Annotated in this window: 17 protein-coding genes; 2 read left to right on the forward strand and 15 right to left on the reverse strand. The window is 50.0% G+C overall.

The window, feature by feature from the left end; genetic code table 11:
- Window positions 1-5: 5 nt before the first annotated feature.
- The 4 genes from KTH90_RS09580 to KTH90_RS09595 form a co-directional block, all read right to left on the reverse strand.
- Window positions 6-2,822: an alpha-L-rhamnosidase-related protein gene (locus KTH90_RS09580; protein WP_158351155.1), complete on the reverse strand. Its 2,817-nt coding sequence runs from the start codon at window positions 2,820-2,822 to the stop codon at window positions 6-8.
- Window positions 2,823-2,953: 131 nt separating this feature from the next.
- Complete coding sequence (locus tag KTH90_RS09585) at window positions 2,954-3,793, reverse strand: carbohydrate ABC transporter permease (protein WP_158351156.1); 840 nt, start codon at window positions 3,791-3,793, stop codon at window positions 2,954-2,956.
- Complete coding sequence (locus tag KTH90_RS09590; protein ID WP_158351157.1) at window positions 3,793-4,680, reverse strand: carbohydrate ABC transporter permease; 888 nt, start codon at window positions 4,678-4,680, stop codon at window positions 3,793-3,795. The genes KTH90_RS09585 and KTH90_RS09590 overlap by 1 nt, the downstream gene beginning before the upstream one ends.
- Before the next feature lie 497 nt (window positions 4,681-5,177).
- The gene (locus tag KTH90_RS09595; RefSeq protein ID WP_238726698.1) at window positions 5,178-6,533 is read right to left on the reverse strand and encodes an ABC transporter substrate-binding protein; all 1,356 of its coding nucleotides are present in this window, start codon (window positions 6,531-6,533) and stop codon (window positions 5,178-5,180) included.
- Between the two features lie 255 nt (window positions 6,534-6,788).
- Between KTH90_RS09595 and KTH90_RS09600 the strand changes: the two genes are divergently transcribed.
- Entirely contained in the window at window positions 6,789-8,588 is a 1,800-nt protein-coding gene (locus KTH90_RS09600; RefSeq protein WP_238726699.1) for a sensor histidine kinase, read from the forward strand.
- Window positions 8,581-9,645: a response regulator transcription factor gene (locus KTH90_RS09605; protein WP_238726700.1), complete on the forward strand. Its 1,065-nt coding sequence runs from the start codon at window positions 8,581-8,583 to the stop codon at window positions 9,643-9,645. Before KTH90_RS09600 ends, KTH90_RS09605 begins: the two co-directional genes overlap by 8 nt.
- Window positions 9,646-9,854: 209 nt before the next feature.
- Here KTH90_RS09605 and KTH90_RS09610 read toward each other — a convergent pair whose 3' ends face one another.
- The 11 genes from KTH90_RS09610 to KTH90_RS09660 form a co-directional block, all read right to left on the reverse strand.
- The gene (locus KTH90_RS09610) at window positions 9,855-11,447 is read right to left on the reverse strand and encodes a GH39 family glycosyl hydrolase (RefSeq protein WP_158351161.1); all 1,593 of its coding nucleotides are present in this window, start codon (window positions 11,445-11,447) and stop codon (window positions 9,855-9,857) included.
- Window positions 11,448-11,472: 25 nt separating this feature from the next.
- A complete protein-coding gene (locus tag KTH90_RS09615) occupies window positions 11,473-14,367 on the reverse strand; it encodes a glycosyl hydrolase family 95 catalytic domain-containing protein (protein ID WP_238726701.1) in 2,895 nt (964 codons plus the stop codon).
- Window positions 14,368-14,384: 17 nt separating this feature from the next.
- The gene (locus KTH90_RS09620) at window positions 14,385-15,227 is read right to left on the reverse strand and encodes a carbohydrate ABC transporter permease (RefSeq protein ID WP_158351163.1); all 843 of its coding nucleotides are present in this window, start codon (window positions 15,225-15,227) and stop codon (window positions 14,385-14,387) included.
- On the reverse strand, window positions 15,220-16,107 hold the full coding sequence (locus KTH90_RS09625) for a carbohydrate ABC transporter permease (protein ID WP_158351164.1): 888 nt from the start codon (window positions 16,105-16,107) through the stop codon (window positions 15,220-15,222). The genes KTH90_RS09620 and KTH90_RS09625 overlap by 8 nt, the downstream gene beginning before the upstream one ends.
- 134 nt (window positions 16,108-16,241) lie before the next feature.
- Window positions 16,242-17,651: an ABC transporter substrate-binding protein gene (locus KTH90_RS09630; RefSeq protein ID WP_238726702.1), complete on the reverse strand. Its 1,410-nt coding sequence runs from the start codon at window positions 17,649-17,651 to the stop codon at window positions 16,242-16,244.
- Between the two features lie 120 nt (window positions 17,652-17,771).
- Window positions 17,772-19,517, reverse strand: a complete 1,746-nt coding sequence (locus tag KTH90_RS09635; protein ID WP_238726703.1) for a cache domain-containing sensor histidine kinase — start codon at window positions 19,515-19,517, stop codon at window positions 17,772-17,774.
- On the reverse strand, window positions 19,514-21,130 hold the full coding sequence (locus KTH90_RS09640; protein WP_158351167.1) for a response regulator: 1,617 nt from the start codon (window positions 21,128-21,130) through the stop codon (window positions 19,514-19,516). Before KTH90_RS09640 ends, KTH90_RS09635 begins: the two co-directional genes overlap by 4 nt.
- Before the next feature lie 500 nt (window positions 21,131-21,630).
- Entirely contained in the window at window positions 21,631-22,989 is a 1,359-nt protein-coding gene (locus KTH90_RS09645; RefSeq protein WP_238726704.1) for an ADP-ribosylglycohydrolase family protein, read from the reverse strand.
- 89 nt (window positions 22,990-23,078) lie between these two features.
- Complete coding sequence (locus KTH90_RS09650) at window positions 23,079-23,921, reverse strand: carbohydrate ABC transporter permease (protein ID WP_158351169.1); 843 nt, start codon at window positions 23,919-23,921, stop codon at window positions 23,079-23,081.
- A gap of 75 nt (window positions 23,922-23,996) precedes the next feature.
- On the reverse strand, window positions 23,997-24,857 hold the full coding sequence (locus KTH90_RS09655) for a carbohydrate ABC transporter permease (RefSeq protein WP_158351170.1): 861 nt from the start codon (window positions 24,855-24,857) through the stop codon (window positions 23,997-23,999).
- 16 nt (window positions 24,858-24,873) lie between these two features.
- Window positions 24,874-26,262 carry an ABC transporter substrate-binding protein gene (locus KTH90_RS09660; RefSeq protein ID WP_158351171.1) on the reverse strand — a complete coding sequence of 463 codons (1,389 nt, stop codon included), beginning with the start codon at window positions 26,260-26,262 and terminating at the stop codon, window positions 24,874-24,876.
- Window positions 26,263-26,403 lie beyond the last annotated feature (141 nt).

Raw genomic sequence — 26,403 nt, forward strand, 5'->3', positions numbered from 1 at the left:
TTGATTTATATTTCCGGCAGCTGAATCTCATAAGTGATCTCTTCTGGGACATCTGCATCCAGATGCAGCTTTCCATCCCGTATCTCCCATTCCACATGGATACTGCCGAATGGCGTGGGTACCTCTCCCCGCGCCCATGTAAGGCCGCAGGTCTCAGGCGCAATCATGATCTTTCGGAAACCGGGTTTCAGCGGTTTCACTCCCAGAATCGTCCGGGGCAGGAAGAAACCGGGGGCCGATGACCATCCATGGCAATGGCTCCTGGTCAGCCGGTCCGTCTCAAAACCGGGAAAAGTCTCCCAGCAGGTGGTCGCCCCATATCGAAGCATCTCCCCCCATCTGTCTTTGATACTCCTGATCAGCGTTTTATAGGCCCCGGTACGTTCCAGCGCTTCATAGTAAAAGAAGGCCATAAACGGGCTGCCAATCTGCACAAAATCAGCAGGCGGGTCTGTGATATAGCCGGCCAGGATTCTTCCCCGCTCCTCTTCCACGCAGCCGCAGAGGTATGCCATGATATTTGTCTGTATACTGACCACGCCGGATCTGCTTTTGTCCCGGTGGATGCAGTCGATAAACGCCTGTCGGTCATCCTCCCACAAGATACGGTTCATGGCCTGGCGGATTCGTTCCGCTTTCCTGGAAAGCAGCCCCCAGGTCTTATCATCCTTCCGAATACGCGCAATGTCACCCGTCTCACGCAGCACCTTTACAAGCAAAGCGTTCTGGTGGGTTACCACCCCCGAGACAGGCGTATCCATTCCTGCCCAGTCCAGCATATTCCAGCCGTCTATTTCCAGCAATCCGTCCTCATTCATGTGGCGGTCCAGCCGCCGGATCGTGAGAAGCATATCGTCGTATACGGCATCTAACCCGTTCATATCCCCGGTGTACTCATAGTATTCCTTACAGGAAAGCAGCCACAAGAGAAGCCAGGCCGTAATCATGGTGCTGCAGCCGGTAGGTACCTGGGCATCCGGCAGTTCCGACTGGCGCAGCGACCCTCCCACCATACCGATACTGTTTTTTGTCAGCTCATATGCGCCGTGCGTATAGTAGCTGACCAGCGCCTCGATCCTGGCGTCCCCGATCCAGCAGGCCTGCTCGAAAGCCGGGCAGTCCACGAATGTGTCCTCCATACACAGCTCCACACTTCGCCTGGAGATCTGCCAGATCTGATTCAGCTCCCAGTCGGAACAGGTAAAGCTCCCCCGCTTAAGCTCCGGGTAGGACAGCTCTGTGGTCTGTATGCCATATACCGCCGTGTCCGCGGTCAGGTTCCGGAAGGTCAGGAGCGCATACCGGAAGCCCCGCCTCAGATGTGATTCGTACCGCTGCCTTCCTTTTCTGGTGTAATACCGGAACCCGGAATTCATATCCTTGGAAAATTCAAACTGCTGCTGATTATAGCACTCCGCGAAGTCCGCATCGATTATGACGCCCTCCGGAGCATCCAGGTCGAATCCGAACAATCCGGATAACTCTTCCCCAAAATCTATGGTAATCCGTACCTCCTGTTCCGAGGCCTCCAGAACAAACGGCTGGGGGCTTTGCAGCACCATGTAACGCATATCTCCTGGTATCGGAAGTTTCTTAAGTACCCGGTCGGTCATGGTGAGCATGTGCGGGTTCTTCGTGATACAATGATCCCCCATAACCGCCTGCAGTACCTCTGCAAATTTCTGCAGCCCGTTCACATCCTCTACCTCCCAGACTGCCTGGTAGTCCGGATTCTCAAAATCCAGCGGTTTGTCGATGGCTGCAATATTCAGTATATTCCCGGCCTGAAACGGCCCTACCGTAACGAATCCGCTTTTTTCCCGGCTATCTTCTTTCCCACGGCAGGGTGCCTGGAAGCTCAGAGGATAAGGAAACTCAAAATAATAATTCATATTAAAACGCTGGTGATATCCACTGATATCGATCAGCAGAAAGTTGCTTCCCTTTCTCAGGATTACGTCTTTCTTATCTTCCTCTTCGGTAAAAAGGATCTCTTCTCCATTCAGCTTCATACGCTCCGGTGTTGCCGGACTTTTTCTGCAAACCAAACTGATCTGCCCCCGCATATCGCAGGGTGCCTCGATGCAGGTCGCCAGATAGCCCAGGAATCCTTTATCCGTGCTGTCGCTGGAACCCGGGAAAAAATTATCCCGGACATTCACGCAGGCATGACAGCCCGTACTCTCCACCTCTTCGTATTTCAAAATATTCCACGCATAGCGCTCTTTCCTGGCGAATAACGGAACCTTCCGCTCCTGCAGGGATATCCAGGGTTCACATCCCACTTCCCCCACAACCTCTGCCCGTGTCCACAAGTCATCCGGAAATGCCGCTCCCGTCCAGTCAGCCGGAAAACGGGCGGCATCGTAAACTTCCATCCACGGCTGGGCCACATTGATCCGGCACAGGCCGCCTGTATAAGCTTCATGCACCGTCCATTTCCAGGTCCCGTCAGAGCCCAGGCGAAGCCTTTCCTCTCCTTTCAGATACCCTTCCATCTGGAACAGCAGTCCGCCTCTCCCATGAACATACTGGGAGGTGGATTCTCCATAAAAATTAACGGACACAGCGATTACATTCTCCCCCGGATGCAGATATCCTCCGGCCTCCAATACATCATAGCTCTGTTCAAACGGCCATCCTCTGGCCGGGCCCATAGCCACCTGTTCTCCGTTTATGTATAATTGATATCTCGAGTCTGCCGTAATGCGGACCAGCGCGCGGTCCAACGCTTCCTGCAGCGTAAACTTCTTCCGGAAGCAGACCCACTGGTTTTTTGACCCGCTCTGCGTACGCCAAATCCACTTCGCACTCCAGTCCATAAGTCCTCCTTGACTATTCTGATATACAACATTTTCTTGATACTAACAGCTTCCTGATCCTTCATAGCTTCCCCGATATGCCCTAACACTGATAATCTGAAACATTCGGGATAATCTTGAATCCGCTGTTCTCAGCCTTTCACTGCTCCGGCCGTCACGCCGTCCACAAACGCCTTCTGGAAGATCAGGAACAGAATAACCAGAGGCAGGGATTGTATCACGATCGCCGCGAAAATAACCGGCCAGTTGTTAAAGAAAGAGCTGGTAAAATTATAAATCCCCACGACCAGGGTCCTGGAATTAGGGTCCGTAGCAAACAGCGACGGAATCAGGAAATCCCTCCAGGCGTACATCCCCACGAAAATAGCCACCGTAGCGTTCACCGATTTCGTCAGCGGGAACAGGATCGACTGGAAAATACGCAGCAAACCGCAGCCATCCAGTTTCGCCGCCTCCAGGATCTCATCCGGCACCGACTTATAAAAACTGGTATAGAGCATCACCGGCAGGATAATACTGGTAGCCGTGAAAATTGCAATCAGCGTCCCGGAATAATTAAAGATCTTAAGCTGACGGCAGATCTTCATCAGCGGCACCATAATGGTCTGGAACGGTATGATCATCCCCAACATCAGGTAATTATAGATCAGCTTCTCACCCTTCAGGTGCAACTTGGCCAGCGCGAATCCCGCAGGCGCAGCCAGAATAATCGTAAAAAGAACGGTAAATACCGTATACACCACCGTATTTACAAACAAGACGCTGAAATTACCGCCCTTCCAGGCATCCACGAAATTCATAAGCCGGATTTCCTTAGGCCACCCCACCGGATTCAACGTAAAATCCGCGGTAGATTTAAACGATACCATTACCGTAAAGATAAGCGGATAGATCGTCAGGATGAAGAGGATCACCAGAAAAACCGCCCCGATCACATTGGCAGGATGTAAGTTCTTCCATCTTTTCGTCATCAATAGTTCACCTCTTTCGAACGGAAATACCGGGTCTGCAATGCAGAGATGACAAACACCAGGATCAGCAGAACAAAAGATTCCGCCGCCGCATACCCGGCGCTGCGACCATAAAACGCGTCCTTATAAAGCATAATGGCCACAGTCTTGGTAGCATCCGCCGGGCCGCCCTGAGTCATTGCGAACGGTATATCAAATATCTTCAAACCGTTAATCACGGACATCAGCATATTCACCGTAACAGCCGGTGCCAGCAGAGGAAACGTGATATAACGAAACTTTTTCCAAGGGGTCACGCCGTCAATATAGGCGCTCTCATAGTAATCAGACGGAATATTCTTCAGTCCCCCGATGTAGATGATCATACTGTAACCCAACCCCTGCCACACCGAGGCAACCACAATCGTAATAAATGCAAAATTAACGTTCCCGAACCAGTCTATATTAGCGACAGCGTCCAGCCCCAAACTCTTAGCCAGCTGGTTAATAGGTCCAAAAGTCGGGCTGAATATATAGGAAAATATAAGCCCAATCACAATCATAGTCAAAAGCGTCGGGATAAAAAACACAGAACGTGCGATACTGTTAATCACGCGGTCCTTCGAGAGCATAATAGCCAGAAAAATAGAAAGCCCATTCTGGACCACGATAATAACTACGGCGAATCTAAGTGTAACCCAAAGGGATTTATAAAACCCATCATCCATCAAAAACTTTTTATAATTATCAAACCCGATAAAATTCGGAATCGAGTAAACGCCGTCCCAATCAGTTAATGAAATCCGAAAACCTTCAATCGCGGGAATAATTATAATCCCAGTAAAAACGATAAGTATAGGAGCCACTAAAAGATATGGAGAGATCTTGTTTTTCATTTTAAGCCACAAACTTATCTCCTCCTTGTAATGCGGTTCTTCCGCTGATAGTTTTGTGCAAAGGACCGGAGCAGGCTGGCCTGCGGACTGGCAGCAGGGCGGGCGGCCCAAACGCAACCTGTCTAAACTTAACCCACACCTCAACCCCTCAGACCATGAAACACAGCCAGCAATAGAGCAGGGAGGCGGACGAAGCGGCGGGGTCTTGCAGGGCGGGCGGCAGACATCGTGGGGCCAAATCGCTTGAGGCCGGACCTTAGAACGGGTTACGCAGAAGGCGGGAGAACCTCGCAGGGCCCCTGGAACACTGTCCGAGCCGCTCTTTGGCGAGTTTGTTCCAGGCCCTGCCAATAAGAGGTTCTCCCGCCTTTGGAGTTACCCGTTCTTAGGTCCGGCCGAAGCGATTTGGCCCCACGATGTCTGCGGCCCGCCCTGCAAGGCCCCGCCGCTTCGTCCGCCTCCCGGGGCCCAGGATCCGGGCCCCCAGAATCTGGGCCTCCAGGGGCCCGTTACTTAGTCATAGCAGCGTTATCTTCTTCCTGGGCTTTCTGCATCTTGTCGCAGTATTCCTGGACGGTCATATCCCCGATTGCGATGTTGGTGAGCATCGGATCCATGATTTCATTTACTTTGTCGTGGAAAGCGTAGGTATTGCTGATCGGAAGCTGCGTGATCTTCGCCCAGTCCTCGCTGGCCGGCAGGTCAGGGCTTGCCGCTTCTTTTACGGTGGAGATTCCCAGGGTCTTGCCCATATGGATTTCCGCATTTTCCGGCTGCGCCATGAATTCCAGGAACTTTTTGGCGTTGTCTTTATTTTCACTGGTTTCCAGAATACCGAAGATTCTTGTGTAGGTATCGCCTACCATAACCTGATCTTCCGTCTTGGCATTGTTGGGTGCTGCGAACGCCCCGACTTCAAAGGCAGGTTCCGCATCGCTCTTAACCATAACTTCCACTCCCCAGTTCCCCATTACCCACATGGCTGCTTCCTGCTGCAGCATGATCTGCCAGCACTGGTCATATGTGGTGCTCAGTAAGCTGGATCCGTAATATTCTGGTTTCTGGAGAAGGGCGAGTCTCTCTTCCAGAACCTTTACTACATCGGGATCATTCCATTTTAATTTGCCTTCTTCCAGGTCTTTCTGGAAAGTCGGATAGGTCTGGGTCAGCTGATTGGTTCCCAGGCGCAGGAACTGATCCAGCGGCCATACGTCTTTTCCGCCCTGTACCAAAGGTTTCACCCCGTTTTCCACCAGTGTGTCACATACGCTTATGAACTCTTCAAAGTTCGTGGGGGGCTGGATATTGTATTTGGCAAAAATGTCTTTGTTGTACCATACGCCGAGCGCGGAGCACTCATAGCAGACACCGAAGCGCTTGTCACTGCCAAAGAAGTTGGTGATATCGTTTACCGCATTTTCCTTAATATTGGCCCAGAACGCCTCATCTGTAAGATCGGTCAGGTAACCTTTCTGGGAAAAATCACGGGCCGCCGGCTGATCCATTCCGATGATGTCCAGCGCTTCCCCGGATGCCATGCGGGCATCTCTGGCTGTCTCATAGTCGGTGGCGAATACATCCTGCTTTACTTCGATACCGGTCTCCGCTTTAAACTTATCCAGAACCTCCTGCGGGAATTCCCACGGGGTAATCATGGTAAGCGTACCGCCTTCTTTGCTGTCTGCCGCAGGCGCATCGGTCTGACCGGCGGCCGGATCGGCTGTGTTCGTATCTCCTGCTTCCGTTTGTGCCGGAGCGGCATTATCGCTTTCTTTCGCTTTGTTGCTGCAGCCGCTTAGCATTCCCATCGCTGTGGTCAGGGCTAACGTTACCGCAAGAACTTTTTTTACTGTTTTGGCTTTCATAGATATCCTCCTTATTTTGGTTCCTTTATGAATCAGCTGTTTTTGTATGAACCTATCATATCCCAGCCGCTTCCGTTCGTCGACTTGTTATTTTTATAATCAATGGTTGATTTTTTTTAGAAATAGGGTATTTTTTTATGCATTTTCCCCTTTCGAAACGTTTTTCCATCGTATTTATATGTCTATTTTGCTTGACCATTTCTCAAGGCAATGCTAGAATGGCTATGCAATGTTATTATTTTAGGGGGGTCCACGGTGAAGCATCTGAAGCGGTTCTGGAATAAAATTCTGAGTCTGCCTCTGTTTTCAAAACTGGTAGGGGTGAACATCCTGTTGGTGGCGTTCCCCTTGATATTTATTGTCACGATCACCTATCGGGAGCTGACGATGTTAAATCAGAAGGAATTTAACAAGTATTCCATGGAAACCGTGCACCAGGTCAGTAACAGTATCTCCGTCATTTTTAACGAGCTGAATCTGATGTCAAATGTGGTCCTGACCAACAAGAATGTCCAGGAAGCTTTAAGTTACCCCAAAGATGGCTATGAAAAAGAAAAGCTGGACAGTTACAAGCGTGTTAATTCAGATATGAACGTACTGTTTAACAGCCGGATGAGCTATACTTCCCTGTTTATCTACGGATATAACGGCCAGTTGTTCTACCGCGGGATTTCCAGCGCGGACTATTATTTCGATTATGACAATTATCTTTCGGAACTGCTGGAGAAACCATCAAAAAAATATATGGGTTCCCACTACCGGGAATACGCAACCGACGGGAAGCTGGTCTTCAGCCTTGCGGTACCCATCCTGTCCACTTCCGATTTTAAGCCGTTGGGGTATATGATTCTGGATCTGGACTATGCCTATTTTAATGATTTGATCAACGATATTAATTATGCGGATAACAGCGACATCCTGATCGTGGATGAAAACCAGATTTTATTTTCCAAATATAAGGATAACGTACATCAGCCGCTTGCCTCTTCTTTCCGGGATTTCCTGTATTCTGCTCCTTCAGGGAGCGAATTGTTTACCGGCGGGGATGAGACGAATTTCTATTCCTTCTGTCCCATCGAGGATACCAACTGGAAAGTGGTATCGGTGCATTCTCTGTCCAGTTATACGAATAAATCCTCCACCATTTTCAACTTTATGCTGGTGGCTGCCGGAATCTCTCTGCTCGTATCCATACTGATTCTGGTGCCTATCTCCTCCGCTATCACCAAACCGCTGAAAAAGCTTACCGCTCTTATGGCATCCGTCCAAAACGGAAACTTCAACGTACGCTTTCACCCAAAATACGAGGATGAGGTTGGTAAACTGGGACATTCGTTCAATTACATGCTTTCTTACACCAACACGTTAATTGATAATGTTTACAAGCTTCAGATCGCCGAAAAGGAAGCCACCATTTTTGCACTCCAGTCTCAGATTAATCCGCACTTTCTGTACAATACCCTTCAGATGATCTCCGATTTTGCGGAGATTGGGGACGACGGGGAGGTTTCCACGGTGTGCGGGTGCCTTTCTTCTATTTTCCGCTACAGCATCGACGGGAAAAGTCCGTACGTGATGCTGAATTCGGAGATCGAGCATGTGGAAAATTATACGTATATACAGGCCATTCGGCTGAATCACCGGTTTATCTTTTACATCGATGTGCCGGATGAGTGCCGGAATATAATGGTCCCCCGTCTGATCCTGCAGCCGCTGGTGGAAAACTCCATCACCCACGGAATCTTTGACCGGCTCAAAGGGGCTCAGATCACGGTGTCGGCCATCCTTGCGGACCATATTCTGACCATCCGGGTATGGGATAACGGTGTAGGGATTCCGCCTGATCAGCTGGCACAGATCAAAGCGCAGTTAAATACTCAAAGCATCTCCGGGGACTTTAACCGTACATCCATTGGAATCCAGAACGTTAACCACCGCCTGATCTTAAATTACGGGCCGCAGTACAGCCTGTGTATCGAAAGTATCCCTGATGAGGGAACCACTGTGATAATCCGTATTCCGGTCAGTCAGGAAAGGAGCGACAGCCATGTATAAGGCAATCATTGTAGACGACGAGGATCTGTTCCGCAAGACACTGATGAATAAGATAGACTGGGATGCCTTCAAGCTTACCCTGGCCGGTGAGGCTGCTAACGGCAGGGAGGCAATGGCCCTGATTGACGGGGTCCGGCCGGATATTATCATCTGTGATGTAAAAATGCCGGTGATGGATGGATTGGAGCTGTTAAAATCTCTTCCGGCCAATTCCCGGATCCGCTTCATCATCCTGAGTGGTTTCAGCGAATTCGAATTCATCCGCACCGCTGTCAAATACGGCGCCTTTGATTATATTCTGAAACCGGTTCAGGCGGAAGAACTGACGGGTGTACTGCTGCGTGCCGTGGAAGACATCGAGAACGAGCGGCGCCGGGAACGCACCGACCTCGATATCTCGCTGGATATCCGCAATCACCTTGGAAAGTACGAAAGCCTATTTATCCATTTCGTGGAGGGCCGGGATATGGAAAATATCAACCGGTATATCGATACCGTATTTGCAGAGCTGGAACCCTACCCCGCTCCCCAGTTAAACCGAAATTCCCTCCGGGAATTCATCTACTTAATCAACCGGATCTGTGATACTTTTAAAGTCAACAGACTAACGGTGCTCCGCGGCTATACCGAGGAGGATCCGGGCAGCTATTCCCGGACCGAGGAGGTCATCGACAGGGTAAAACAGTTGTTCAACGCAGTTGTGGATGATTTGATTTATCAGAAAAATATGGATCGTAAAAAGATCGTCTATGACGTGATCTCAGATATAGAGAAAAATTACAAAGACAAGATATCGCTGGAGCTGATCTCCAGAAAATATTATATAAATCCTTCCTACTTCAGCCAGCTGTTTAAATCCGTGACCAATGACACTTTTTCAAACTATGTCATCCGTTTCCGCATGCAAAAAGCCAAGGAGCTGATGCGGATCCCGAACCTTAAGATCTATCAGATCGCGGAGATGGTCGGCTATGAGGATGAGAAGCATTTCAGCCAGCTGTTCAAAAAGCATGTGGGGATGGCTCCCACTGCTTATCAAAGGGTTGCTGTCCGCTGATGACGGCCCCTGCTGCTTATGCCGCTTCTAAGGTTCTAAACCATTCACAGCCGCTGGGGATGGGACTGGCATCTTTATCTTTCGGCAGTAAAGCCAAACAAAACAGTAACTGCCTGGAGAAAGGGGCCTGTTCCCTCTCAGCGGCTGTGAATAGTGAGTTTAATGCCGGTTTACAGAGCAAATTCCGCCTTACTTAATCTAGTCTTATATTATATTTCCCTGATTGCCAGTACTGCATATGATCCCAATTTTACATTCAGGTTTAAGGAACCATCGCCTTGCGCTTTAGCGATATAGTTCTTGGTCTCAGAAGCCGCCTTGATCGCCTTCATCTGTTCCTGGTTAATATTTTCCGGATATCCCAGCTCCCCCCAGGCAGTCGCCGCACATCCGTGTCGTTTGTCCAGAACCTCGACAAGAAAGACCTGCCCAGGTGTGAAATGATTGATTTGCAGATGAATGTCAGCCTCTTCTCCTGAATCCTGGAAAGCTTCCGCTGTATGGTGATCGGGGTACATGGACATCGGTACCGGGCGTTCCTCCCTCATATCATAGTTGCAGATTAGGATATGCAGTTTCCGGTCTGCCCCGCGGGTTATGATATATCCCTCTCCCTGATCCACGATCTCATCTCCCAGTTCATTCAGCATGCGGTATGCGTGGAAGGAAGGTTTTCGAATCCCCTGAAGGTTCATCAGGCCGAATCCGCCGTGAAAATCCTGAGGGCCCGGGCCTTCTTCTTCAAATATGTCCGTAAACACCCAGTAGGACAGAGAGTCCACCTGCCCGATATTTTCAAGGTTCGATCGGATAATGTAAGCAGCTTCGGGCAGATAATCATGGCTGTAATCTCTCGAGCAGGGGCTGCTGCTCCATTCCGTCAGGTGAATCTCCACATCCGGGAAGGCGCTTTTGGCAATGGTTTCTTTCAGCCAGCAGATATCATCCCGCAGTGATCTGACATACCGGGTGCGGCCGGTCATCTCTTCATCCGTGCTATGCTGTCCGCCCAGCGCAAAATCTGTGGGATACGGATGCGTGGATACAAAGTCCACGGGCAGCTTCCTGTCCGCTGCGAATTCCAGGAATTCCTGAATCCATACCCCCTTCCATTCTAATGACTCCAGGTCTTCCACCAGATGGGTTTTATGCTTTGTCAAGTCCTCCTGTTCCCCGGCGAACCTGTCATCCGGTACGAAATTACTGGTTGCCGGGCCGCCTACCTTTAACATCGGATCGATGGCTTTCACCGCTTTCACCGCGGACTCGTACAGCCGGAAGTATTCCGTCCTCGTTCCGTCCCAGAAGACGGACAGATCCGGTTCATTCCAGATCTCATAGTACCATTTCCGTATTTCCTCCAGTCCATAGCGTTCTTTCCAGTGAAGGACAAGTGCGGTAATCAGCTCACTCCAGGCGTCATAATCGGACGGCGGCGTTACGTTGCCTTTCCACCAGAACATGGTGGTCTCTCCAGACGCCAGCGCGGCCGGCATGAATCCGAATTCCACAAAAGGCCGGATGCCGATGCTTAACAGGAAGTCGAATAAACTGTCTATATACTGCCAATGAAAATGCAGGCTGCCATTTTCCCATCTGCAGATTCCCATATCGTCACAGAGAAGGCCATGAAACCGGATGTACCGGAATCCACAGGCCTCCCGCGCTTCCTGTAACTGCCGGCGCCAGTCGGCTCTGAGCCCCTCACAGGCCCTGCCTGCACCAACACAATTGCTCCAATAGTGCTTCACTTTGCTTATGCTCTTCTTATTTTTGTCCGTATGTATCCTAATCTCTTTCATGATATATGCGCTCCCTTCTTCCGGTTTAACCGGCTGTATAAAAACTGATATTCATTTGCAATCCTTTCACTAACATCAGCCGCACACTGGGTTCTCCCCCCTTATCCCACACAGTTACAGCCTTTTTTTCATAAGCCATGCCGGAATCCCAGGCAGGATCTGCCGATGTGCAGACCGGCGCTGCGTACCGTTTTCCGTCAACCGCACAGGAATCCCAGGGAAGGCCCGATTTCAGATAGATACTTCTGCTCTCTTCCGGCATAAGGGTCAGCGATACCATCGGTGTATCTTTTCCTGAAGCCGTACGGTCCCAGCACAGACGGATCACCTGTGCACGGCATCTGGTTCTTACCCCGCACAGCCGCCCCTGCTTCCACTGATCCGGAAGCGCCGGTAATACTTCCACCTCCTTATCTCCGGAATAGACCAGCGCCTCCAGAATAATTCCGGGATAGGTTATAGCGGCATCCGTACAAAAAGCGCTGCCATGTCCCTTGTCGTGGGAGGTCATTAAAGAGGTATACTGGTACTCACCTGCCGTCAGCAGATAGAGCTCCTTTTCCAGCTCCTGGGCGGATTTCACCCTGGCCGCCGCCATCGCTTTATGCAGATGGCCGTGGGCCATGGCGTCATCCGACCGGTTTTGTCTGGTCCTGTTTTGTATCGCTTTGTATATACCGGCTCTTAACCTTCTGTCCTTCTGTGCTTCATGGGCGGGCCAGGCCCCATATGCGTGGCTCACATGGCGGTGATCGTCATTTTCCATGAATCCGGGCAGTGCCCACTCCTTAACCGCTCCATCGTCCGTATAGAGATAATCCGGAATTCTTTCCCGCAGCATCCCCCACTGTGGGCACCACGGCAGCCGGGGAGATACCCGGCTGATTTGTTCCGCCATATACAGGGAATTGCGCATGGCCGCAATGTCCATGGCCGTGTTGGCTGCCAGTGACAATACCCCGTTATAGTCCAGGCCGCCGGGTGCGTTCTCAGCAGAATATCCGGGAGTGAGCAGGTAATGGTTATCCTTCTCCCCGATTGCCGTCCCGTCGGCCAGATGAATCTTTTCATTTTTATCGAGATAATATCTGTCATCCACGTACTGGGTCCAAAAGTTCATTAAACCCCGGAGGAGTGGTACCAGAATATCTTCCTGCAAATCAAACCCATTCTGCCGGATTCTCTTTTGATCAGCTTTTGAATATCCGCATATGTCAGTAAGCCGGTCCAAGGGCAGATCTTCCCCAAATGGAATCTTCCTGTTTCCAAAACACTGATAGGTTTCAAATACGGGGATTATCATCCAGTCTGTAACCGCATTGCAGTAAGCATGCGGGTAACCGGGCAGTGAATGGTAGGCCTGTCCGTTCCCGTCGCCGGCAGTATGGACGGGCGCCTGCAACGCGTTCTCCATACCGTAGATATGCGCCGCGTTGGTCTGCCAGTCCGGCAGCTGGCGCAGCAGGAAATGGATATAGCCTTCCGCCGCCTCCGGAAGGTTCCCGGTATTCATGGAAGACAATTGCAGATTCAGGTTTGCATTTGTAATAAATCCTCCGTGGAACAGAGGCATCCAGCTTCCTGTCCACATCCCGCACATACGGGGTACATGGTAACCGCTGGCGCACAGAAGGGCAAACCGTCCATGCCCGAACAATCTTTCCACATATGCTTTATTCATCTGCGCCGTCTGCCGCTGTTTTTCCATCAGCGCCTCGTTGGTCAGGTTCCTGTCCGCCTTCTCCTCCTGCGTATGGCACAGCTCCAGGCTCACTCTTGAAAATGCCGGTTCATGAAGTTTTCTGTGTCCCAGGAGCGCATCCTCGTAGGAAAATATCTTATTTTTTTCATAAGGGCGTGTTTTATCTCTGATCTGTCTTTTCAACTCTTCAAGCAGAGTATCTTTCACACTCTTTCCATCTTTTAACCCGTGGGCGCAGTGCTCGATACCTGCCGCTAAGATAACAATCCCTGCGCCTTTGACCTGCAGTACCGGCGATTCATATCCTCTGATCACCGTATCCTGTTTGTCCGGCATGAATTTTCCACACACCGGGATATCTCTTACATAGTTATCCACATATATTTCCCCATCGGTGTAGATACGTACCGCAGTGGCCCAGCCCCCGTCATGAAATTCGCTGGGCGGATTACTCCGGACTCCTCCAATCGGAAACTCCTGATATTTACCGGTCTGCCATATCCATATTTCCCCGTCCGTATCTACACCTTCCGTGGTAACCGGGGCCGCCGGGATGCCATAGTCGGCCATCGCCTCCTGCTCGATGGACATCTCCAAAATATGATCCAGCCCGATCGTAAGGTCTAGTTTATCTGATAAAGAAGCCCCCATCGAGGAGTCTGGGGCCAGAAGTTCTGTTATAACCAGCCGGTTCTCTCTGGAAGCAAAGGAGCGGGTATTCCATTCCAAGCCGTTCTCATCCTTCCACTGTCCTCCGATCTCTCCGGTCTGGTAGTTCGTATACCTGTTATAAGCGGACTGTGCGCGCGGGACAGACGGGCGGATACGAAGCTGCGCGGAGGGATGATACGGTCGTTCATCCGCAGATACTATGTCCTTCACCCCGTATTCCCTCCGATTCTCCCGGGCCGCTGCCTCCGCCCAGATCCCAACATGGCTGCGCAGTACTGCGTTTCTGCGTTCCTGCCCTAATATCTTCGAATAATCCGGTACCCTGTAAATCTGGCTGGTGTCCAGCACCAGCTCTGTATCCTGATAGATAATGACATCTTCCCGGGGATCAAAGCTTTCCAACAGTCCGGTCCATCCGTTGCCGGCCGCCAGCGCGTTCCTCCACGCGTTAAGCCCCGCCTGCCCTTTTCCGATCACCGGGAAACTGTCGGAATCAAATCCGCTCATTCCGTTCCTGCCATATTGCCAGTGCATTTTCTCCTGCATCTTATGGTTTTCCCTCCTTATCCCTTTACGGCTCCCATCGTCATTCCCTTCATAATATGCTTACTGAAAACAGCGTATAGAATTAAGATCGGCGCGATACTGATCACCAGCGCAGCAAAATACAGCGTATAATTAAAAGAGTGCGCCTGCCCGAAGAACCGGATTCCTATGGATATGGTCCGCAGGTTCTCATCCCCGATCAGTATCAGAGAAAATGGATACTCGTTCCATGCGCTGATAAAAGAGGTAATTACCACAACGGATACGATCGGCTTGCACAGCGGGAAAATAACCCGCCACATCATCTGAAAAAAATTACAGCCCTCCATATACGCAGCCTCATCCAGTTCCCGGGGAATGGTCTTAATGAAATTTTCCATCAGCAGGACCGACAGCGGCATGGCAAAGGACACATAGGGAAACAGCAGCGTAAACCAGTGGTTTAACAGGTTCAGCTTTTTGAATTCAATAAACACCGGCACCATCAGTGAAAGAATCGGAATCACCATACCGGAGATAAATAGAAGATAAATCAGACGGGACCCGAAAAAGCGGTAACGGGATACCATAAATCCAACCGTAAAGGAAAACGCAATCGTCAGTATCACCGTAAGAATACTCAAATAACCGGAATTCAGGAAACAGTGCCACAAGTCTCCGGTCTGCAGCGCCTCCACATAGTTATGAAAAGCGGGCTTCGTCGCCAGGCCGATCACGCTTTGCATAAAGTCCTTATTATCCCGAAGGGAGGAATTGATCATCCAGAGAATCGGCAGGATACAGCTCAGGGAAAACAGCATGACTGCCAGATTAACGAGAAAATGGAAACAGGTATTTCCCGCCTTTTTCACTCTATTCATAGCGTTTCCCTCCTAACAGCAGTTTGCTTCCCAGTGTCAGCAGCAGCGAGATCACCAGGATCATAACGGCCAGCGCGCAGCCGTATCCCATCTTCATCATGGAAAAGCTGACATCGTAATTATACAGGGACAATACCATCGAGGAATTCCCCGGTCCGCCGCCCGTCATAACGGAGATATGATCAAAGGTCTTAAAGGAACCGGCGATACAGATCATGATGCATACTTTAAGGGTGTCATAGATCATAGGGATGGTGATATAGATACTTCTCTTCCAGCCGCTGGCACCGTCCACCTCCGCCATCTCCAGGATATCCTTCGGGACCGACGCGATGGCGCTGGTCATGATCACGAGATAGTAACCCACGAATTGCCAGATCACCGGAACCGCCACGCTGAACAGCACGATCTTCGGGTCGTCCAGCCAGGGCCGGATCCAGTCCTCCCTGCCGATGGCGCGCAGGAACTCGTTTAAGATCCCTGCCTGGTTACTGTAGATGATCTGCCACAGCAGGCCGATAACCACCGCCGAGATGATATTCGTGATAAACATCACCCTTCTGTGGAATTCCGTCATCTTCATCCACTTCATCGTGAAGAACAGGGTAAACACAAAGGCGATCCCCACCTGTCCCACCACCATGAGCAGGGTAAACACCGCAGTATTGCGGAAGGAAAGCCAGAACGTGTCATCTCGCAAGATATCCAGATAATTCTGAATTCCGAGGAACGTCATACTTTTCCCCCCGGACCATTTAAACAGACTGTAATAAGCCGCAAAAAAGATAGGAATAATCACCATAAACACATATACGCCCACAGGCAGCAGCAGTACGGTTCCGATCTTCCACCCCTTCGGCTGTAACGGATTCTTTCTCATCCTCTCTCCTCCTTTGGATTTTCTGTTCAGAATTTAATTCAGAAGGAACTATTTTCCTCCTTTTGGGCAAAAAGAGAGCAGGCAGATTTTCACCACCTGCTCCCGCCAATATATTCGGTTCGCTTAATTTCCTTCTACTGCTGTCCTTCCTCATAGGCAGCCTGGAGCTTTTCAGCCAGCTGTTCCGGGGTTAATGTGCCAATCAGCAGTTCCTGATAACCGTCTTCCGCCGCGGATACATAAGTCGCGTTGAACTGTATCTCAGGATTCGGCACTACTTCATAATTTTCAAACATGGCAAACATCTGCTGTACCAGTTCACTCTGTCCGGAACTATCATATTCCGCCGTCTTTGCACAAGGTATGGAACCGCCCTTTGCGATCTGAGCCTGGACATCCGGATCCGACAGACTCTTTACGAAATCCAGAGCGATGGCTTTCTCTTCCCCTTCTAACGCGCTGCTCACCGACACGCCCCAGCCTTGTCCGCCAGACATGTATTTCGCATTTTCCGGTTTTTCTGCGGTTCCGGGGAACATGGCCACCGCGGAGTTGGCAAGAACATCTTCCGAGGCATTGTTGACCACATTTCCGGAAATCCAGAAACCGCCCATCAGCATTGCCGCCTTGCCGCTGTAATAATAAGAGTTGGCAAGCAGTTCTTCCTGACTGTTCACATCCTCGTTAAACATACCCATATCCGCTAATTTCTTCATTTCCGTAATCGCCTGTACCATGCAGTCGTCTGTGAATTTCGCACCTTTGCCGTCTTTCAGGCTCTCGTACCAGTCCAGATCCACATAACGGAACAGCACGCTTGGCATAACCTGGCTGGACACCATATAGCCCTGTTTATTGCCGCAGGCCACCGGGATATAGCCTTTGCCCTTTATCAGAGACACCGCCTGTTCGAATTCTTCTACCGTTTTCGGGAACTCCTTCAGGCCGCATTCCTCGAAAATTGCCTTGTTGTAGACAATCATACTGGCTACGATCATCGACTGGGGAACACCCAGGATCTTTCCGTCAAAGGTATAATCATTGAAGGCCCCTTCCACCATCCTGCCGCTCCATTCCGAATCTGCGGACACTTCCGGCGCCAGATCCAGAATCTGCTCGTTCTCATACATGGAAGGCATCAGTCCCGGCAGTGTCTGGAAGATATCCGGCAGGGAATTGGTGGCCATTAATGTCTTAAGCTTATCCTCATATAAATCATGGGCGACCACTTCCACATTCAGTTCCAGATCCGGATATGTTTCCTGGAGCTTCTGAAGCATCTCATTCCCGGTTTTGGCGGAAATATCATTATCGTCACTCCAGGTTACCATCACGGACAGCGAGCAGTCTTTTCCGGTTCCAGCCTGGTTTTCTGCCGGATCTGTAGTCTCCCCGGCGGCATCCTGCGCGCCATCTGCTGCCTGCTGATTTTCCTGCGCAGCCGGTGTGGACGCCGCCTCCTGTGTGTCTGATTTACTGCCGCAGGCCGTCATCGAAACTGCCATGACCAGGGTCAGTAAAACTGCAATCACTTTTCTCTTCATTTCTTTTCCCTCCACCATTTTTCACATGTTTTCGTGTTGCTTTGATAGTCTTAATTATAGGGAAAGCTCCTTATTATTCACACCAAAAAAACAATAAAAACTCCAGAATTTCTGCTCTCTTTATAGAAATCCAGGCTGTCGGATCATGGCGGTGGTCCATCCCCTCTCATCCGTCTCATAGTGAAGCCCGTAGCGTTCTCCGAATCTGAGTTGAATCCGGTTGTTCACATTCTTTATAGCAAAACAGGATTTTCCGGCCGAATCGTCCTCATTTTCCAGAAGGATTTCATTTAACCGGGCACAGTCGGCCCCCACGCCGTCGTCGCTGACCCTCACGATCAGTTCCTGATTTTCCTTATAGATCCGTATCCGGATCGTTCCTTCCGCATCTTTGGGGATCATCCCGTGCAAAATAGAATTTTCCACGATAGGCTGCAGGATAAACCGGAGAGTCCGGCACTGTCTGGTCTCCTCATCCACTTCAAATTGAAAATGGACCGTGTCCTCCAGCCGGATTTTCTGAATGACCAAATAATTGTCCAGATAATCTAGTTCTTCCCCCACGGTCACGATTTCATTGACATTTCCCAGGCTCAAGCGGTAAAGCCTGCTCATAGCCAGGATGATCTCGCCGGTCTTAGGGGCCTCCTCAAGCCTGCTCAGCCAGTAGGCCGTATCCAGATTATTATAAAGGGAATGGGGATTAATCTGGGCCTGAAGCGCGGCGAACTCCGCTTCCTTTAATTCTATTTTCTTCCGGGCAAGCTCATCCGCCAGCTTATCAATGTAGCCGGACATGTTATTATAGGTATCTACCAGAACCCCAACTTCGTCGTTCGAAGGCATCATCTCAATATGTTTCATATCCATGACCTTCAGACGGCCCGTCAGTTCCACCAGAGGCTTGGTACAGATCCTGGAAAACAGATAGGCGCAGCCGACGCACAGAATCACGCTGATCAGGAGGCTGCCGGTCAGGATCCGCTTCAGCACCACGCTGTCGCTTAATACATATTTGACCGGAACCACATTGACCAGGGTCCACGGGCTGTCGTCGACCTGATACAGGGTTACAATACAGGGCTGTCCGCCGACGGTCTTCTCCATCCTGACGCTCTCCCGGTTCATCTCCTCCAGGATCTCCTGGGGCGCCCTGCTCCCCAGTATGTTCATATCTTCGGATGCTATGATATCACCTTCTTTATCGATCATATAGGTGACATTATTCTTATCGGCGATCTGATCCGCGAAAGATTTGGACAGTTCCTGCACCAGGATCTCTATCCGCATAGTAGCCAGCTTTTTCCCGGAATTCATATCGTTGACGGCCCGGACCATAGATATGGTCTTCTCGCTTTGGTTCAGTCCGTCCCACTGTTCAATATCCGTTACCCAGGTGAGCCGTCCTTTTAACTGGTCCGCGTCCTTTTTCATCTGCTCCTTCATGGGGGTTTCCCGGTTGGTACCTACGAAAACCGTTTCCCCCCACAGATTCTCTATGGATATTCCGGAGATATAATCCTTGTTTCCCACACAAAATGACAGTCTCTTCTGCAGCGCGATCCGCTTAAGATCCATGGCGTCGTCCGGTTCCTCCCCCATTTTCAACCAGTCTCTTACAATATCGTCCTGGATCAGAAGCACAGACAGGTCATCCACATATTGAAGAATGGTCTCCACATTAGTGCCGATATGTGCCAGTGTATTCAACTTGGCTGCGCTCTCATTTTTCTTGACGATATTGGCCGACTGGGTAAACAGCATGGTTCCCACGATCAGCATGGGAAGAATCGCGATGGCTACTGCGGTGAGAAATACTTTATAGCTGAGGCTGAACATTCTCTTTTTGTTTTTCTTCCGTTTCATGGCAGAGTACGCTCCATCTTTTCTCTGAACTGGCGGGGGGAACATTTTTCATATTTTTTAAAAATGAAACTAAAATATTTATAATTCTGATATCCGCACAGCTCGGCTATTTCATAAGTTTTCAAATGCTTCTCCCGGAACAGAAGCTTTGCTTTGCTGATCCGGTACTGGTTCAGATAATCTGCGAAATGCACTCCGGTCTCCTGGTAGAAAACACGGCTGAAATAATTAGGCGTGACATAGACCAGGTCAGCCAGCTGCTCCACCCGTATTTCCGACTGATAGTGGCTGGCCACATATTGAATCGCAGTGGCTACCACGCTGCTGTAGGAAAAGGTATTCATGGATTTTAACTGCTGAACCAGCTTTTCCATGAAGTCCTTTAGCCAGATCCGGATGTCATTCATCACACGGCAGTTATTCAGCTCGTCCAGAATACTGGCATTCTTGCCTAGGATGTCCTGGAAATCCACGCCCATATTTTCCACGGACAGCAGGGCCACGATGACCTGGCGGACCGCCAGATTTTTCAATTGCTCGTAGTTGGCGTTGTGTTCCCGTACCTTTTGAAAGATCTGATCGATCACTTCCGCTGTCTTCCCTGAATCCAGCCCTTTGATCCCGTCCAGCAGCATCTGTTCCTCCGCCTTCAGGTCGATATTCATATTCTCTCCGGGGGCTTCGATCTCCGAGAATTTGATGATCGCCCCCTGCCTCTGGCCGCTCTTCATCTTTAATGCGGTCATGGCTTTGGTAAAAGAATCCGGGACGCATTCGAGCTTCTCCTGGACATCTCCGATGGACACTGTAACGGAGGTATTCAGCATAACTTTCGTTTTCTTCTGCATTGTACGGCAGTCTTCCGTAATGTTCTGTCCGCCGGTTACATCCCGGTTCACTATACCGCAGAGGTAGTTATCGTGTGTAAAGAACGCCCTGGCTTTGTATGTATTCCAAAAGATCCGGTCAAACAGATCTCCTATTTTCTCATGCATTTTTTTCAGCTGCTGGTTGCTGTTGGACGGGACGATGGCCGAATAGTCATCGATATCCACCACGATCACCTGATAGGCGGGGCCTTTAAAGTCCAGTTGAAGTTCTTTGGCCCTGTGATGGAATTCATCATCTATGGGAATCTGTCCCTCAAGGACCTGCTGCAGAAAATAAGTCCGTATGATATCGATGCTTCCGCTCATTATTTTATTCTTTTCTTCGATCTGCCGGAAAATCTCCTGTTCCTCCTGTATCTTTTCCTTTACCTCCAGGATGTTTTCCATCATTTCTTCCGCCTTCACCGGCTTCAACAAATAATTTTTCACGCCCAGCCGCAGTGCCTCTCTGGCATAATCAAACTCACTGTAGCCGGTTAAGATGAGAATCCGGACCTCCGGCATGGTTTCACTTAAGATCCTGGCTAACTCCAGGCCGTCCATCACCGGCATCTTGATATCAATGATCGCGATCTGAGGATGCTTTTCCTGTATCACCTGCAGGCCGGTTTTACCGTTGGAGGCCTCCCCGACGATCTCACACCCGATTTTTTCCCAGTCAATGGATTTTATGATTCCCTTGCGAACGATCATGTCATCATCTACTACCACGATATCAAGCATAATCCTTACCTCTCTCCTCTTTCCGTGACAAACGGTTTCTTAGATTAAGACTACGCTATAGGAAAATCCCTGTCAAGATATGGCATATTTTGCCTGGAGGGAACTGCCGGAAGAGAGGGGACTGGCTTCTTGCGCCAGTAAAGTCAGACCGCCGGATACAAAAGACGCAAGGTGCCTGTCCCCGGATGCCAGCTACGAATCGATATACCTCATTCGAATCTGCTTCCAGGGACAGGCACCTTCTTCTTCCCTGCCAATCCTCCCAAAAGCTCACCCCGACAGAGCGCCGGGTCTTCGATCTGTACACACAAGAATACAAGGCGAAGGACATCTCAGAAAATCTCCTACTCGCTGGCCCGGGTGATCGGTCAGGAATTCGACTGCAATCCCTTATGGATCCTGACCCGCCAGGCCACTGAAGACGAGATGTTAAAAGAGCTGCCGGCTTTCCGTTTCAAGGAGGCATCGGCTATTCCGCCCAGAACCCCGTCCTGCTATGTTCACTTCATCAGTTCAACCAGCCTATCCACGACTTCCTCCATTTTCATCTTCTCATACCCGTGAATACTGCTTCGAACCTCTGACAGCCCCTCGAACCATCTGCCGTCCAGCCTCCCGAATCCCAGATGCAGTCCCACCACAGATCCAACCGTAGCCCCATTGCAGTCTGTATCGAATCCGCTCAGCACCGTCCTGGTAACAGCCTTATCATAATCATCCCCGAAAGCCAGCACCCCGGCTGTCACAATCATGGCATTCGGTACCACATAGCACCAGTCGAACCAATTCTCCTCCCGATAAACCCGGTGTACCGCGTCGATCATTTCCTCATATGTACAGCCCTGGCCGAACATCCTGCAGATGCCGGTGATCCCGTCATGAAGCCTGCTTTCCGGCGGAATCTCCTTAAGCGCCAGTTCCACCTTCTGCCTCATATCCAGTTCATCCACATAACAAAGGCTTAACAGCGCCGCTATATACATTTCCCCATAGACACCATTCTTCGTATGAGAAACCACCGCATCCTCATAAGCCATACCGGCTGCTTTCCCCGGTTTTCCCGGATTCACATAGCCAAACACATCTGCTCTGATCTGGGCGCCGATCCATTCCCGGAACGGATTCAGATACAGCCCCGTACCCGGCGGCAGCAGCCCGTTCAGCAGATTCCGGTAAGCCACCCGTTCCGCCGTGCAGGCATGAAACGCCGGAAATCCAAGCAGCCATCCCTCCGCGGCATCCATAGCCCGGAAGTCTTTTCCGTATCTCTCCAGCAGCTTGATCGCCATAATGGAATAGTTCGTATCATCGTCTACCGGAAACCCTTCCACACAGTTTCTCCAGCAGATCATCTGCCGGTCATAGGAAGTGTTCGGGTCCTCCCGGACGATCTCATACTTTTCCATCAGCTCACTTCTGTCTGTGTCGTTTATATAGTCCCTGAGCGGAGCTTGATTGGTATCCTTCAGATAGTCCGCTATCTTCTTTCGTGTCCAGTTTTCCACCGGAATTCCCAGCAGACAGCCTGCTGCCCTTCCATACCAAGCCCCTTTTACCTTCTCATACACAGCGTTTTTTGGCACTGGGTACTCCCGGCCGTGGCCCTCAGGCAGCACCTTTTGAATCCCTTCCCAGCCGGTCGGCTCCTTATATGAATACTCCGCTTTGATGGGCGCCTTTTCCATTTTCCGGATCAATCCCGCTGCCTGCTCTTCTTTTTCCTGTCCCGGCGACAGATTAAGGATCCGTTCCATTTCCTCCCGGTATCCTTCCACTTCCCTGCCTTCCAGCAGGCACTGGCGGTATTCATCCGCCAGCAGATCAGCCATATAGATCCATCTCATTTTATCTTTTAACATTGGTTTGTTCATCCTTTAACTAAGTACTATTAATTTTCCAATCTTTTATAGCCGCTCTAGAGCGAACACATAAAAATAAACTGTCCTGGCTACTCCTTCGTCCCTGCGCTGGTGATACCCTCCACATAGAACTTCTGCAGCGGAATGATCAGCAGGATCGGAATCATAAACGCGATCAGCGACGCGGCAAATATATTATTCCACATCTTTGTATACTGTGTGCGGAAACTGTTCAGCGCGATCTGGATTGTCTGCATTTCCTTCGTTCTGGTCACCAGCACCGGCCACAGGAACGCCTCCCATTGGTTGATGAACAGGACCAGTCCAGAGCTGATACAGATCGCCTTGGAATTCGGCAGCACAATTTTGAAAAAGGTCTGCGCCCAGTTCAGTCCGTCGATCTTGGCCGATTCCAGCAGATAATCTGGAAACCCCTGGAAATACTGCCGGAACAAAAAGATTACCATTCCGTTTGGAATACTCGGTATAATCAGCGCCATGAACGAATCGATCCATTTAAAATCAATCATAATGGTGTAAAGGTTAATAGAAATCAGTTCAAACGGCACCATAAAAGTCAACAGGACGATTACAAACAGCACACGCTTAAACGGAAATTTAAACTTCGCAAAGGCAAAGCCTGCCATGCCGTTGATCAGAATTCCGGCCAGGACCGTAACCAGTGCGATAAAGACCGAGTTGAACACCGACCGGCCGAACTTAAATTCCACGAAAATATCCCGGTATGCTCCCAGTGTAAAATTCTTCGGAATAAATGTCTCCAGCGAAAGAGGGCTGATATATTTATAGATATCCTCCAAAGGCCTGAAGGAAGAGGTAAATGCAAATACCAGCGGCAAAAATACAATGATGATCAATATGGCGTGAAACAGGTAGAACAGGGTTAATTTCAATGCTCTATGCTTTTTCATTTTTGATCCCCTCATCCTTTCATACATGCGTATAATTTTCATATGCACAAACAGGTAGATGTGAAAATTTTATTTTCACACTTTTTCCCGCAGCAACAGATTCTCTATTCCCACCGTTGCCATCATAATCACCAGAAGAATCACGATCATCGCAGACGCCAGATTCACATTCGAATAGCTGTATGCATTTGTGAAAATACGGAACATCAGGAAGTCCGTACTTCCTTCCGGCCCGCCGTTTGTCAGGATGTAGGAAGGAACAAACATCAGATAATTGGAAATAGTATCGGATACGATGACAAAGAGAAATGTCCTCTTCATGTTTGGCATTGTAATATACCGCAGGCTCCTCCAGTACCCGGCGCCGTCGATAGACGACGCCTCATACAATTGGGAAGGTACCTCCTCGAGGCCGGCGATAAAGAACAGCGCCCAGTAACCAAGCCCTTTCCAGCTGGCGATCCCGATGATCGTCGGCAGCGCCTGGGAACTGCTGTACAGGAATTGCTGATTGGGAATTCCGAAAGTATTCAAAATGGAATTCATCAGACCCTGTTCCGGGTTTAACAGCACGCCCCACAGTACACAGGCGATGGTAAACGACACGGTGATCGGTATCAGATGCAGGGTTCGAAACGCTTTCTGCCCCTTAAGCTTCACCATCAGCAGAAGCGCCAGGCCGAAGGACAGCACCACCTGAAGAGGGTTGACGATTACATTAAAGATCAGCGTAACCGCCAGTGAATTCAGAAAGGAGGGATCCTGAAACGCATCCACATAGTTCTGTATCCCGACAAAAAAATCGCGCTTGTTCTGAAAGGAGTACTGGAAAAAGCTGTCATACATCCCCAGAAAAATCGGGTACAATTTGAATATAAAGATTCCCAGCATAGCCGGCAGCAGAAACATCACCGGCGCCAAATATTTTTTGCGCATGATCTTTCATCCTTTATCAGTTCTGATACTTCCTCAACTGGTTATCAATCTCAGTCACGGCAGAGTCCAGAGCCTTCTGCGGATCACTGCCATTCATAATGTCGCTGTAGGTCTGCTGTATCACATTCTGCCATTCCTCATAACCGGCCATCTGAGGGCGGGCTTTGGCTGTGTTCATAGACTCATATACATTCAGCTTTGTAACGCTCTCCGGGAACTCGTCGAACTTCGGGTCGGCATCGATGCTGTTTAACACCGAGATATTACAGGGCAGATTCTTCAGAATCTCATAATTACTCTGACATGCCTCGTCGTCGGTCGTCAGCCATTCCACGAATTTTGCAGCCATTTCTTTATTCTTCGAGTAGTTGGACACACCCGCATACCAGCTTCCGGTCGGGGTCGTCGCCTCGCCGCCTTCGAAGTACGGATGCGGAGCATAGCCGAAGTCCATTCCTGCATCCTGCATGGCAGGGATCTGCCAGGAACCGCCTATGAACATCGCCACCTGTCCGCCGGTAAAATATCCAACTGCATCGTCGGCGCTGATCTTCGGGCTGATCTTCCAGGTATTAAAGGTGTCATAATACCACTGGCAGGATTTTACCATCTCAGGGCTGTTGGTGTAACCGGTGGTGATCATACCGTCGTCGCTCACAAACTTGTCTGCTCCCAGACTCTGTGCCAGCGGAAGCAGCTGATAGGGACGGTTGATCTGCTCGAAGCTAAGGCCGTAGATCTGCTTGCCGTCTTTTTCGTAGGTCAGCTGCTTTGCGATTTCTGTTACTTCTTCCCATGTCATTCTCTTATCCACGTCATTTTCTGGATAAGGAATACCTTTTTCATCAAATATAGCCTTGTTGTAATACAGGTTCACGCAGGAGCTGTACAGCGGAAGGGCCATCAGCTCACCGCCTATCGTTCCGGCTCCCAGGGAGGACTCGGTAATTCTGCCTTTGGATTCATCGGATACGAATTCGTTCAGGTCTGCCAGGAACCCTTTGGCAGTATAGTTAGCCACGACCGGCGCGTCCACCAGGAGCATGTCCACGGATTCCTCCTGCGCGCCAAGTCTGACTTCGATTGCCTCGAACATATTGTCAAAGGGGAGGGATTCCACATTAATCTTCACTCCCGGATTCAGCTCCTCGAATTGATCAATGGTGGGCTGTAATGCTTCGATATCGGGCATGATCAGGAAGTTCAGGGTCACTTCCTCTCCTGCATTACCGCCGGAGTCTTTATTCGTACCTTTGTCGGAATCTTTGCCGGAGTTATCCACCTGCGCATTGCCACCATCCTGTGACTGCGCCGTCCCATTGTCATTTCCATCTTTAGATCCGGAGCAGGCTGCCAGCGACAGCGCCATACATACCGCTAAAATAATTGCTAAATACTTCTTCATATTTTCCTCCTTTTGTGCGTCTTCTCAGCACATATAGGTATGGGTGAACATCTTTTCGTTCAACCGTTCCTCCTTCTGTGCGTTTTTCCGCACATATAGGTATGGGTGAACATCTTTTTGTTCAACCGTTCTTCTCCATCC

This window comes from Diplocloster modestus, from assembly GCF_019042245.1.
GTDB lineage: Bacteria > Bacillota > Clostridia > Lachnospirales > Lachnospiraceae > Diplocloster > Diplocloster modestus.